General features: G+C 67.8%; 15 protein-coding genes and 1 tRNA gene. 7 read left to right on the top strand and 9 right to left on the bottom strand.

The window, feature by feature from the left end:
* Nucleotides 1-122 precede the first annotated feature (122 nt).
* From Mth01_RS28255 to Mth01_RS28230, 8 genes are all read right to left on the bottom strand, one after another.
* Nucleotides 123-374, bottom strand: coding sequence for a hypothetical protein (locus Mth01_RS28255; protein WP_204019016.1), 252 nt, complete (start codon nt 372-374; stop codon nt 123-125).
* A 761-nt stretch (nt 375-1135) separates the two neighbouring features.
* Nucleotides 1136-1267, bottom strand: coding sequence for a hypothetical protein (locus tag Mth01_RS30265; RefSeq protein WP_275409054.1), 132 nt, complete (start codon nt 1265-1267; stop codon nt 1136-1138).
* 153 nt (nt 1268-1420) lie between these two features.
* Nucleotides 1421-1493 (bottom strand) — tRNA-Ala (locus Mth01_RS28250).
* A 153-nt stretch (nt 1494-1646) separates the two neighbouring features.
* Nucleotides 1647-2381: an HAD-IA family hydrolase gene (locus tag Mth01_RS28245; RefSeq protein ID WP_204019015.1), complete on the bottom strand. Its 735-nt coding sequence runs from the start codon at nt 2379-2381 to the stop codon at nt 1647-1649.
* A gap of 15 nt (nt 2382-2396) precedes the next feature.
* Entirely contained in the window at nt 2397-2516 is a 120-nt protein-coding gene (locus Mth01_RS30005) for a DLW-39 family protein (RefSeq protein WP_239090066.1), read from the bottom strand.
* Nucleotides 2517-2831: 315 nt separating this feature from the next.
* Complete coding sequence (locus Mth01_RS28240; protein ID WP_204019014.1) at nt 2832-3206, bottom strand: ATP-binding protein; 375 nt, start codon at nt 3204-3206, stop codon at nt 2832-2834.
* A 173-nt stretch (nt 3207-3379) separates the two neighbouring features.
* A complete protein-coding gene (locus tag Mth01_RS28235; protein ID WP_239090065.1) occupies nt 3380-4201 on the bottom strand; it encodes a helix-turn-helix domain-containing protein in 822 nt (273 codons plus the stop codon).
* Between the two features lie 199 nt (nt 4202-4400).
* Nucleotides 4401-4637 carry a DUF397 domain-containing protein gene (locus tag Mth01_RS28230; RefSeq protein WP_204019012.1) on the bottom strand — a complete coding sequence of 79 codons (237 nt, stop codon included), beginning with the start codon at nt 4635-4637 and terminating at the stop codon, nt 4401-4403.
* 152 nt (nt 4638-4789) lie between these two features.
* Between Mth01_RS28230 and Mth01_RS28225 the strand changes: the two genes are divergently transcribed.
* The 7 genes from Mth01_RS28225 to Mth01_RS28195 all read left to right on the top strand — a co-directional run bounded on the left by Mth01_RS28225 (nt 4790) and on the right by Mth01_RS28195 (nt 11627).
* On the top strand, nt 4790-5383 hold the full coding sequence (locus tag Mth01_RS28225; protein ID WP_204019011.1) for an ATP-binding protein: 594 nt from the start codon (nt 4790-4792) through the stop codon (nt 5381-5383).
* Nucleotides 5384-5587: 204 nt separating this feature from the next.
* Nucleotides 5588-5992, top strand: coding sequence for an STAS domain-containing protein (locus Mth01_RS28220; protein ID WP_204019010.1), 405 nt, complete (start codon nt 5588-5590; stop codon nt 5990-5992).
* 155 nt (nt 5993-6147) lie between these two features.
* Complete coding sequence (locus Mth01_RS28215) at nt 6148-6591, top strand: CBS domain-containing protein (RefSeq protein ID WP_204019009.1); 444 nt, start codon at nt 6148-6150, stop codon at nt 6589-6591.
* Nucleotides 6588-7877: an ArsB/NhaD family transporter gene (locus tag Mth01_RS28210; RefSeq protein ID WP_204019008.1), complete on the top strand. Its 1290-nt coding sequence runs from the start codon at nt 6588-6590 to the stop codon at nt 7875-7877. The genes Mth01_RS28215 and Mth01_RS28210 overlap by 4 nt, the downstream gene beginning before the upstream one ends.
* Before the next feature lie 157 nt (nt 7878-8034).
* A complete protein-coding gene (locus Mth01_RS28205) occupies nt 8035-8244 on the top strand; it encodes a heavy-metal-associated domain-containing protein (protein WP_204019007.1) in 210 nt (69 codons plus the stop codon).
* A complete protein-coding gene (locus Mth01_RS28200) occupies nt 8241-9272 on the top strand; it encodes a hypothetical protein (protein WP_204019006.1) in 1032 nt (343 codons plus the stop codon). The genes Mth01_RS28205 and Mth01_RS28200 overlap by 4 nt, the downstream gene beginning before the upstream one ends.
* Nucleotides 9273-9302: 30 nt before the next feature.
* Entirely contained in the window at nt 9303-11627 is a 2325-nt protein-coding gene (locus Mth01_RS28195) for a heavy metal translocating P-type ATPase (RefSeq protein WP_204019005.1), read from the top strand.
* Between the two features lie 85 nt (nt 11628-11712).
* Here the strand turns inward: Mth01_RS28195 and Mth01_RS28190 are convergent, their stop codons facing one another.
* Nucleotides 11713-12075: a hypothetical protein gene (locus tag Mth01_RS28190; RefSeq protein ID WP_204019004.1), complete on the bottom strand. Its 363-nt coding sequence runs from the start codon at nt 12073-12075 to the stop codon at nt 11713-11715.
* Nucleotides 12076-12429: the final 354 nt, after the last annotated feature.

Here is a 12429-nt window from a genome sequence, read left to right as displayed (position 1 = left end):
CGTGCGACTGACATTACGAGTAGGCACGACTCGCTTGAAGCAAACGCACCTTCCGTAGCCGGTAGCGGTCATCGACTGAGCCCTCGGTCTACTGGTGGAAGGAAGTTTATTCCGAGCGTGCACTATTCCTCGGTCTGGAGAGTCGCTTGTGCGACGTCCGTGAGCAGTGCGGCAGCCCAGAGGAACACCTTGGGGTCACCGAGACCTGATTCGGTGAGCCATTGAGGGGCCCGGCGCGCCTCCTGCTCGTCCTGGATTAGCCCCCAGGACCCCGGCTGGACGCCGGTGGCTCGGTAGACATCGGCGACGAGGCCTCCGAGGCAGGTCCAGGTGTGCCAGCGCCCGCTGTCGAAGCCGACCAGTTCGAACCCCAACCGTCGGCCGCTGCGGTAGGGAACCTCTCGCGCCGGGCCAGCCGTTCCCGGAGGGTCCCGGCCGATGTGTCCCAACCTCCAGCGGCGATATCGGCCAGCAGTCCGGCAACATCGGCAGTGGCGAATCCGACTCCGAGCACGTGCAAGCCCGGCTTGCCAGCGTGCCAGGGCGACTTCGAAGTCGGCTACGGAGCGTAATGTGAGCCGGCCATGTTGGGGATCTCGAATCTTCTATGCCGCCGGACGCGGGTAACGATCTCCCTAAGATCGCGACAGCACATCAGAATGATGACCACAGACCGAGCAGGATCGGCGAGGTGGCGGTATGGGACGCGACCCGGGTCGTTGAGCGGTCGCGGTGGTTGGGCCCGCTGCGGGTGTTTCCGTTTCGTGGGTATTTGTCAGGGCGTCGTACCCTCAGGAGGTGCGGCCACACCAGCGATCATGGCGTTGTTGCTGGAAAACCGCGGGTTTTGCGACAACAACGTCATGGTCGATTAATTGTTGATCACTTGGTCTCTTGCAGGAGCCCGCGTGGGCGGATAGCCGATCTTCGGGGAATCCGCCTTGCTGTCCAGTCGACAGTCAGTCGTGGGTCCGGTTCCCGTTTGGGAGAGCTGTTCGGCCACCGCGTCCGGTGAGGTGGTGAGATATCGCGGTGACCAGGCCGCAATCACGACGTGATCAAAGATGCGGCACTCCGCAGCTCCACTAGCGACGACGCGTCCACGGCCAGCGGTGACACACGACCCGACGCGCGATCACGCTACTTTGAAGTCGCCCTGGCCAGCGTGCTCACGCGTGATCTCGGCCTCATGAGGGTCGGCGAACCAGTCGTCCCAGCCATTCGGATCTACCGATACCAGGTCCACCACGCAGTCGCTCAGCGACACCAGACCAGCACCTGGAAGGCCCACGTCCTGCCAATCGTGCCGATCCACGCGTGTAGCGACCCGATAGCTCCTGCTTCCCGGATAGGACCGGCCCGGAACATCTATAGCGAGGTAGGCCACATCTCGATCATGGGAAATGGTCTTTGACGTGGGTGGAGCCTAGGGGATTCGAACCCCTGACTTCCTGCTTGCAAAGCAGGCGCTCTGCCAGCTGAGCTAAGGCCCCTAGGGGAACGCGCCTGCGACCTGAGGAAACCGATAGATCGCGAAGCCGTCCGGCTCGTACACCGTAGCAACAGCGCACGGCCTGGCGCCACTCGATACCCCGTGTCCTCACCATCGGCGGGCCGGAAGTGGCGCCGGCGAGCAGTGGGAGTGGCTACCCCGCGGTGGCGACCCCGGTGACGGCCTCGGTGCCGAGGGCCAGGGAGGGGAAGTCGGCGATGGAGTCGAGGATGTGGGTGGCGCCGCCGCCCAGGAGGCGTTCTTGGCTGTGCACGCCGCTGAGCACTCCGGCGACGATCGACGCGCCCGCGCGGCGCCCGCACAGCATGTCACTCTCCGAGTCGCCGACCACGGCCACGTGGCGTACGTCATCGATGCCGCAGCGCAGCAGTGCCGTGAGAACCATGTCGGGGTAGGGCCGTCCGCGCCCGGCGTCCTCCGGGCACAGGGCCAGGTCCAGCTTGTCGGCCCAGCCGAGGGCGCTCAGCACCCGGCCGAGGGTGGACCGGCTGAAGCCGGTGATCAGTGCGATCTTCACTCCCGCGTCGCGCAGTTTCTCAAGCGCCTCGACTGCGCCGGGCAGGGGAACGAGCCCGGTCCGTTCGAGGGCGCCCTCGTAGGACCGCTCGAACGTCAGGTTCGCCGCCTGAGCCTGCGCCTCGTTGTCGGGGAAGATCCCGCGGAACACCTCGAGCTTGGGACATCCCCGAGACCTGTGCACGTGCACCATCGCCCGTGCATATGCACTGGTCCCGGGAACGATGCCCTGCGTGGCGATCGCCTCGGCGAACGCCCTTTCCACCATGCTGATGTCACCGATCGTGGTTCCCGCCAGGTCGAGGCAGGCCAGCTTCACGGGTGGAGTTCCCGCGCCTTCCGCCACGATCACGCCCCATCCAGATGGTCAGTTCTCGCTACCGGTCGCCTCGGTCCACAGGTCGAGCTCGGCGCGGTCGGCCTGGACCTTACGCCAGACCAGCAACCCGCCGACTGCGACCAGCACGAGGACAAGCAGCTTCTTCACGGTGTGACCCCACTTCTCAACGGTCTCACCTGCCGGGTGAGACAACGCCCCGGTTCTTCGGCTCCCTGCAGCCTAGCAAGTGATCGGCCGCTGACCCGGATTGCGCGGTAATCGGGTGAACTGAATGTGCCGGTCACGGATAGCCCGCTGGGCATGTCGTACGACTCACACTTCGGGTCGGTGAGATCAGAAATGCCCAGGTCGTACCGGTGTTAATCCTCACCCCAGAGCACTCCAGAACAGGGCAAATGTGTTTGCCGCCCGGCTTCAGACCAGATTCAGGGCAGGTTCAGGGGGGCGTCCCAAACTCCGCTGTCAGCGGAAACGATCAATCGGGACGGACAGCCGGATGATCGTTCCGTCGGCTCCCCCCCTGACGTCGAGGTCGGCCAGGAGGTCCATCAGCCACAACCCACGTCCCCCGTAGTCGAACCGCTTGACCGGCTCGACCCGCTGGAAGACCTCGGGGGGGATTCCCGGACCGCTGTCCGTGATCTCGCAGACGAGCGCTTCCGGCTCCCGCCACAAGGCCATACCGCGAGGTGGTATGCCGTACCTGACCGCATTGGTGACCGCCTCATGCACCGCCAGGACGAAGTCCTCCAACGTGATGCCGGCCAGGCCCGCGTCCCGCGCCGATCTGGCGACGAGATGCCGCACCCGGGTGACCGAGTCCTGGTCGAACTCCAAACTGAGCAGGCTGCCCGGCAATGTCCCCCACCGCCCCTCGGTTTCCCTCGGTGCGCCCTTTATGGTCAGTAGTCCACTTACCGGAGATTCGCGCCTGACACATATTGCCTCGTACCGCTTACGTCACATTCCGGTACGACTTATCCCAGATGACCGAACACGACAGCTGATGGTCAGAGCTCGGCGACGAGCCGGCGCAGCATGTCCTTGGTCTCGGAAGCCGACTTGGCCGCGACGCACAGCCGGTCCATGACCAGCAGGTAGCGGTCGACGTCTTCCCGCTTGTCCAGGTACACGGCGCTGGTGAGCTGCTCCAGGTAGACGACGTCGGGCAGGGACGCCTCCGCGAAGCGGAGGATGCTGAACGGGCCGCCCGCCGCCGTGAGGCCGCCCGCGAGGAACGGCACGACCTGGAGCGTCACATTGGGAAGCTCGACCAACTCCAGCAGGTGCTCGAGCTGGGCGCGCATCACGTCCCGACCGCCGAGCGGGCGACGCACGACGGCCTCGTCCACGACGGCCCACAGATGAGGCGGCTCCGGCCGCGTCAGCACCGCCTGCCGCAGCATGCGCAGGCGCACTCGCCGCTCGACGTCCTCGGCCGTCGCGTCGGCGTTGCCGAGCCGTACCACCGCCCGGGCGTATTCCTCGGTCTGTAGCAGCCCGGGCACGAACTGGACCTCGTAGTTCCGTATGCCGCCGGCGGCCTCCTCCAGGCCGACGTACGTCTCGAACCACGATGGCAGCACGTCGTCGTAGTTGTGCCACCATCCGGGGGCCTTCGCCCGGGGGACGAGCGACAGCAACGCGTCCCGCTCACCGCTGTCGCGTACGCCGTACAACGTGAGGAGGTCGGCGACGTCCCGGATGCGGAAGCCGACGCGGCCGAGCTCCATCCGACTGATCTTGGAATGGGACGCGCGGATCGCCCGCCCCGCCTCTTCGAGCGTGATGTGGCTGCGCTCCCGCAGCCGCCGCAGCTGAGAACCCAGCATGATCCGCAGGACGGTGGGGCTCTGGCTTTGCTGTACGGGCAGGGGGTCCGGGAGGGGAGACGTACCTTCTGGCGAGACGGCGATCATGGTCAGGTCCTTACGAGCACCGGTCACAGACGCCCGGTTCACGATACCCCGAACGTTCCGTCACGCAAGCTGTCAATTGTTTTCCCAGGCCACCGGCCCAGCGTCTGACAAATCAACGGATGAGGTCATCGAACTCACCCTCCTTGGCCGCCCGGATGAAGCTCTCTATGTCCGGTATGCCGTAAACAAGCACCGGTCCGGCCGGGTAACGGGAGTTGCGCATCCCCACCCGGCCGTCGGGCAGCACGGCGAGTTCCACGCAGTTGCCGTTGGGATTGCTGTGACGGCTCTTCCGCCAGTCGGGTTTCCCCGGCCGGGCGGGGGGCATTCCGTTGTCGCTCGCGGTCATCCAACGCCTCGCTTCGTCGTGGACACAGTCAAGTTACAAAAAGTTTGTGCGGTTGCACGTGCATCCGTACTTGCACACTGGTACCAATGGGAGCAGTATGACTAACTGAGTCATCCAGCCACATCTCCGACAGCAACCTCGTAGGGCTCTCAATGACTGGTTATCGGGCAGACAGCGCTTCCCTCGCAGAAGCCGATAACGACGGCTGGAAACTGTGGCAAACCATCCTTGAGCAGGTCTTTCCTCACGGAACCCGATGGCCTTGGCTTCCGCTGGAGGACCAGCCTTCCGAGGCCGAACGGTACGACTCGCTACGGGTCGCCGAGCAGGAGTTCAATCGCGAGATCCTGGCCGCCCGTACGGCACGGCACTTCACCACGGCCGTACTACGCGGCTGGTCGATGTCGGAGATCGCCGACGACGCGGCGCTCGCGGTGTGCGAACTGGTGACCAACGCGGTACGGCATGGGCTCAGCCGACCGATCGTCCCGCCCTGCCCGGTTCGGCTCCTGCTGTTCGGCTCGTACCGCGCGCTGCTCTGCGTGGTCACCGATCCCAGCGACGAACCTCCGCTCCTGCGTGAGCCGGATTACGTGGCGGAGACCGGCCGTGGGCTGCAGGTCGTGGCGGGGGTGAGCGAGATGTGGGGCTGGACGCCGATCCGCCCCCGGGGAAAGGCCGTCTGGGCGGGCTTCACCAGCGGGAAGGCCCGGATGGAGAGCATCACGCCGCGCGACCTCACCTGAGGGCCCCGCCTCATCGACCGAGGTGATCGGATACGTGTGCGACAACATGGCCCCCAGCCATTGACACGCATCTGCCTCCGCTCCACTCTCGGCATTACTGATCTGATCCTGCCCCTCAGAAAGGTAGGGCTGTGACGAGGATCGACATTCACCGCCGCACCAGAACCTCCCTCTCCACGCGAGATCGGATCGCGTGAGGGAGCCGTGACGCCGCCTGCGAGCCCGCCCGCCGACATCGGCGGGAACCCGGAACGCGGGAACCCGAAACACGGCGACCCGCGACACGTCGTTCTCTACACGGACCGGCACCTGCACGTCACCTGGTCGTCCCTTGACTCATCGGTCCGGCTGAGCGGAGAGGTCGACGTCTCCAACAGCGCCGCGCTGGCCTCGGCACTGGCCCGGGTGCGCGATCCCGATCGCGGGATCGTCGTCGACGCCGCGGAACTGCGCTTCATCGACCTGTCGGGGCTCCGCGCGCTGCTCCATCCCAGCCTCAGGCAGCGGGGCCCAGGCCGGGGCCCGGACGGGAAAGGTGTGCGGCTGCGCAACGTGCCGCCGTACCTGGAGCGCCTGCTGCGGCTACTGGACGGCAGCGAGTGTCGTTGACCCGATCCTCCGGTCACGTCAGGCCATCGGGGGCCGATAGGGTAAAGCCAGGTGTGCCGGGAAGCCTGGTCGGCGAACAGCTCTGTCCCTAGTGTCGAAACTGTCGAAAAGGCGAAAAGTGACCCGCACCACCGTATGCCACGGGCAGGTGAACCATGCGCGCTCGTGATCTCGTCGCCCAGATTCCCACCATCGCTGTGGACGCCCCGGTCGTCGAGGCGGCGCATCTCATGGTCGAGCGGGACCTGCCCGGGCTGATCGTGCTCGACGAGCGGGGGAGGCCGTTCACGATCCTCCCCGGCACCCAGGTGCTCCGCCTGGCCGTGCCGCACTACTGCCAGGACGACCCCGCGCTGGCCAGGGTGATCGACGAGGCGCACGCCGACGAGTTCCTGCGTACCCTCGGCGGCCTCACCGTCCGCCGGGCCCTGCCCGACCGGCCGCGTGAACTCCCGGTGACCGATCCGGACGCCACCGTGCTGGAGGTCGCGGCGCTGATGGCGCGTACCCGCAGCCCGCTCGTCGCCGTCGTCGACGCCGGCCGGCTGCTGGGCGCGGTCACGCTCAACGCGTTGATGAGCCGGTTGGTCGGCGCATGACGCTGACCGCATGGGTGGCGGCGGGCGTTTTCGTCGCCACGTACATCCTCATCGCCAGCGAGAAGGTGCACCGGACCAAGGCCGCGCTGGTCGGCGGCGGGATCCTGCTGCTCATCCACGCCACCGACGCCAAGTCGGCGTTCTTCTCCGAGCACTCGGGCGTGGACTGGAACGTCATCTTCCTGCTGCTCGGCATGATGGTGATCGTCGGAGTGCTCCGGCAGACCGGCGTGTTCGAATACCTCGCCATCTGGGCGGCCAAACGCGCCAGGGGGCGGCCCTTCCGGCTCATGGTGCTGCTGCTCGTGATCACCGCGGTGGCTTCGGCGCTGCTCGACAACGTCACGACCGTGCTGCTGATCGCCCCGGTCACGTTCCTCGTGTGCGAGCGGCTGGCCCTGCCCGTCGCGCCCTTCCTCATCGCCGAGGCCCTGGCGTCCAACATCGGTGGTACGGCGACGCTCGTCGGCGATCCTCCGAACATCATCATCGCCAGCCGGGCCGGCCTGACCTTCAACGACTTCCTCGTCCATCTCGCGCCGCTGGTCGTCGTGCTGATGGCGGTCTTCATCGGGCTGTGCCGGGTGCTGTTCCGCAAGGCGTTCCGGTACGACCCCGGCCGGGCCGCCGAGATCATGAAACTCGACGAGAAGGCGGCCATCGAGGACCGGGTCATGCTCGTCCAGAGCCTGGCCGTGCTCGGCCTGGTGATCGCCGCCTTCCTGCTGCATCCCGTGCTGCACTACGAGCCGTCGATCGTGGCGCTGCTCGGCGCCGGACTGCTGGTGCTGGTGACCAAGGTGACGACCCAGGACGCCATCCGCGAGGTCGAGTGGCCCACGCTGGTGTTCTTCGCCGGGCTCTTCGTCATGGTCGGCGCACTGGTGGAGACGGGGATCATCGGCCGCGTCTCCGCGGCTGCCGCCGAGGCCACCGGGGGCAACCTCGGTGTCACGACCATGGTCCTGCTGTGGGCGTCGGCGGTCCTGTCCGCGATCGTGGACAACATCCCCTACGTCGCGACGATGAGCCCGATCGTGTCCGACCTCGTGCACCAGTTCCCCGACGGGGGCGCACAGGTGCTGTGGTGGGCACTCGCGCTCGGCGCCGACCTCGGCGGGAACGCCACGGCCGTCGGCGCCTCGGCCAACGTCGTCATCCTCGGCCTCGCCGAGCGCAACGGCGCGCGGATCAGCTTCTGGCAGTTCACCAAGTACGGCCTGGTGGTCACCCTGGTCACCGTCGCGCTGGCCGTGCCGTACCTCTGGCTGCGCTACCTCCTCTGAGCGCTCCTCCGAAAGGCTCGGGGGTTCCGAGAGCTGCCGAGAGTCCGGAAAAACCACCGGACTCTCATCCCGCCGAAATACCCTAGGGGGGTAGGGTGTTAGAGTGAGCATCGCCGGGTTAAACCGTGAACTTTCCGGACAAAGAGGAGTAATTGAGATGGCTACCAGCACCTACACGATCAAGGGCATGACCTGCGGCCACTGCGTCCGCTCGGTGACCGAGGAGGTCGAGGCCGTCACCGGTGTCACCGGGGTGAAGGTCGAACTGGAGACCGGCCTGATGGAGGTCGTCAGCGAGGGCCCGGCCGATGACGCGGCGGTCGAGGCCGCCGTCCGGGAGGCCGGCTACGAAGTGGTGGATCAATGAACGAGGCCCTTGTGAAGCTGGGCGCGTACACCCTCGGGCTGACCGTGATCTTCGCCGCGGCCCTGGGTGTCGGCAGTGCGGCGGGTGACGCGATCACCGACCCGGTGGTGACTCATACGACCCCCGCAGGCCCGTCCCCCAAGGGGCATGGCGCCACCCCCGCCGACGACGCCCATGTCGACGAAACCCACGTCGACAGCGCCCACGTCACACAAGCTCAAACGGCCGCCGACACCCCCGCGGCGGCCGACCTGCCAGGAGGTCTGCAGGTGTCCCAGAACGGTTACACCCTCGTCCCCGAAACCACCATGCTCACACCGGGCGAGCCGGTCGACTTCCGGTTCACCGTCACCGGGCCGGACGGCTCCCCGCTCACCGCCTATCAGGTCCAGCACGAGAAGAAGCTGCACCTGATCGTCGTCTCGCGTGATCTCGGTGAGTTCCGGCACCTGCACCCCGCCGAGGCCGGCGACGGGATCTGGTCGGTCAAGCTGACGCTGCCCCGCCCCGGGGCGTACCGGGCGTTCGCCGACTTCGCCCCGGAGGGAGCGGCCGGACTGACGCTCGGCGTCGACCTGTTCGCACCGGGCGATCAGACACCGCGGCCGCTGCCCGAGCCGAGCCGTACGGCCACGGTCGACGGCTACACGGTCACGATGACCGGGACCCTCGCCTCAGGCGAGGCGGGTACGCTCGACTTCGAGGTGAGCAGGGACGGCAGGCCCGTCACCGATCTGCAGCCCTACCTGGGCGCCTTCGGCCACCTGGTCGCGCTGCGCGCGGGTGACCTCGCCTACCTGCACGTGCACCCGGAGGGTACGGCGCCGGCCGCCGGAGACGACGCGACCGCCTCGCGAGTCGCGTTCCACGCGAAGGCGCCGAGCCCCGGCGGCTACCGTCTGTTCCTGGACTTCAAGCACGAGGGGACCGTGCACACGGCCGCCTTCACCGTCCACGCGGAGCAGGGTTCCGGGAGCCACGATTCCGGCGCCCACGACTCCGACGGCCACGATTCCGACGGCCACTGACGCAGGGGACGACGCGAGAAAGGAGTGGTGATGGCTTCCATCACCGATGGCAGGCCTTCGGGGCCCGGTGGCACGGGCCCCGCCGACGGCACGGTCGAACTCTCGATCAGCGGCATGACCTGCGCCTCATGCGCCAACCGGATCGAGCGCAAGCTGAACAAGCTGGAGGGCGTGACCGCGACGGTCAACTACGCCACGGAGAAGGCGAAGGTCAGCTATCCCGGGGGCCTGGACCCCGCGCTGCTCGTCGCCGAGGTGGAGAAGGCCGGTTACCGGGCCAAGCTGCCCGAGAAAGCCAGGCCGGATCAGACGATCGCGGCCGAGGCCCGTACGGCTGAGGCGCCGCCGATCTCCCGATCCGGGCAGGAGGACGGTGCCGACCGGGACGACGAGCTCGGGCCGCTGCGGAACCGGCTGATCACCGCCGTGGCGCTCGCCGTACCGGTGATCGCGATGGCGATGATCCCGGCGCTGCAGTTCACGAACTGGCAGTGGCTGTCGCTCACGCTCGCCGCCCCCGTCGTGGTCTACGCCGGCCTGCCGTTCCACCGGGCCGCGTGGACCAACCTGCGGCACGGCACGGCCACCATGGACACGCTCGTCTCGCTCGGCACGATCGCCGCGCTGGGCTGGTCGCTGTGGGCGCTGTTCTTCGGCACCGCGGGCATGCCGGGCATGACCCACCCGTTCGCGCTGACGATCGAACGCACCGACGGCTCGGGCAACATCTACCTGGAGGCCGCCGCCGGGGTGACCGCGTTCATCCTGGCCGGGCGCTACTTCGAGGCCCGCTCCAAGCGCCGCGCCGGCGCCGCGCTGCGGGCCCTGCTGGAGCTGGGCGCCAAGGACGTCGCCGTGCTGCGCGACGGCCGGGAGGTCAGGATCCCGACCGATCGGCTCGCGGTGGGAGACCGGTTCGTCGTACGGCCCGGCGAGAAGATCGCCACCGACGGAGTCGTCGAGGAGGGGACGTCCGCGGTCGACGCCTCCATGCTGACCGGCGAGTCGGTCCCGGTGGAGGTACGGCCCGGCGACCAGGTGACCGGAGCCACGGTCAACGCCGGGGGACGGCTGGTGGTCCGCGCGACCCGGGTGGGGGCCGACACCCAGCTCGCCCAGATGGCCCGCCTCGTGGAGGAGGCCCAGACCGGCAAGGCACAGGTGCAGCGCCTCGCCGACCGGATCTCCGGGATCTTCGTGCCCATCGTGATCGCGCTGGCCGTCGGCACGCTGGGCTTCTGGCTCGGCACCGGTCATGGTGCGGGGGCGGCCTTCACCGCGGCGGTGGCCGTACTGATCATCGCGTGCCCCTGCGCGCTCGGCCTGGCCACGCCGACCGCGCTGCTGGTCGGCACCGGTCGCGGCGCCCAGCTCGGCATTCTGATCAAGGGGCCGGAGGCGCTGGAGTCCACGCACGGCATCGACACGGTCGTGCTGGACAAGACCGGCACGGTCACCGAGGGCAGGATGAAGCTGGTCGAGGTCGTCACCGCCGAAGGCGTGGCGGAGGAGGAGGTGCTGCGCCTGGCCGGCGCGCTGGAGCACGCCTCCGAACACCCGATCGCCAGGGCGATCGCACGCGCGGCGGCCAAGCGGGTGGGGGACCTGCCCGCACCGGAGGACTTCGCCAACGTCGAGGGCCTGGGCGTGCAGGGCGTGGTCGACGGCCACGCCGTGCTGGTCGGGCGGCCCCGGCTGCTCGCCGAGTGGTCCCAGCACCTGCCCGCCGACCTGGAGCGTGCGCTGCGGGCCGCCCAGGAGGCCGGCCGTACGGCTGTCGCGGTCGGCTGGGACGGCGCGGCACGCGCGATCCTCGTGGTCGCCGACACCGTCAAGCCGACCAGCGCCGAGGCGATCAGAATGCTGCACGCGCAGGGGCTGACCCCGGTGCTGCTCACCGGCGACAACGAGGCCGCCGCGAGGTCGGTGGCCGCCGAGGTCGGGATCGACGAGGTGATCGCCGAGGTGCTGCCCGCCGGCAAGGTCCAGGTGATCAGGCGGCTGCAGGCAGAGGGCAGGAAGGTCGCCATGGTCGGTGACGGGATCAACGACGCGGCGGCGCTCGCGCAGGCCGACCTCGGGCTGGCCATGGGCACCGGAACCGATGTCGCGATCCAGGCCGCCAACCTCACCCTGGTCCGCGGCGACCTGCGGGTGGCGGCGGACGCGATCCGGCTGTCTCGCCGCACGCTGCGGACGATCAAGGGGAACCTGTTCTGGGCGTTCGCCTACAACGTGGCCGCGCTGCCACTGGCCGCCGCCGGACTGCTCAACCCGATGATCGCCGGTGCCGCGATGGCCTTCTCCAGCGTCTTCGTGGTCAGCAACAGCCTCCGGCTGCGCCGATTCAGATAGCCCCACGCATTTGATTCCGGGCACTCACTCGGGGCGAGGCCTGCTGTTACGGCAGGCCTCGCCTTCTGTGTGCAGATCCTGCTCACTACGAGCACTGCTTTATCACGGTGATGCCGGACAGTTCATCGCTCTTCGCCGTCACATCGGCGCATATACGCAGGTCGGCTCCCCTGACAGCGATCGAGCCGAACACTTGGATCCCCCAGGTGTCGCGAACGCGTCCTTGAATCTCCACGACGGTTCTGTCCGAATTGATCGTCATCCGAGGATTTCCCGTGCCGGCGACGGAAACCGCGAGGTCCGGCGGAAGGGGGTGATCGGCCATCAGCTTCACACTCGCCTGCAGTTCGGTCATGCCGCGGGCTCTGTCGTCCGTCGTCATGACGGCCCGCACGGCGAACGGGCAGGAGTCGGCCTTCTGATCACAGACGAAGACAGCGGTGTCCATCGCGGATCCATCTTCCATCGTGACGCGATCCCGCTGGGTCCGATAACTGACGGCGCCACTGTTCATGGGCTTCAGGGATGTGATCAGAAAGTCTCGGGGCGGACCGTGCACGGCGCATCGCGGTTTCTCACCCAACTGGCCATCACGAAGCACGCCCTCGGATGGTGCGCAGCCGACCTCCTCCTCCGGAAGGCTCCCGACCCCCCGCGAGACGTCGATCTCCTCGGTGGCGAGCGAAATCTGATCTGGGGAGCACGAGCCCAGCACAGCGGTGACAGCCACAGCGCTCACCAGGACGCGGAGCACTCGTCGACAGCCGCGCATCACATGACGAGACATGGGTCACTTCTCCAA

The sequence above is a fragment of the Sphaerimonospora thailandensis genome, from assembly GCF_016863115.1.
Classification (GTDB): Bacteria; Actinomycetota; Actinomycetes; order Streptosporangiales; family Streptosporangiaceae; genus Sphaerimonospora; species Sphaerimonospora cavernae.
Note: the sequence above shows the minus strand (reverse complement) of the source record. Positions and strands in the feature narration are given on the sequence as shown.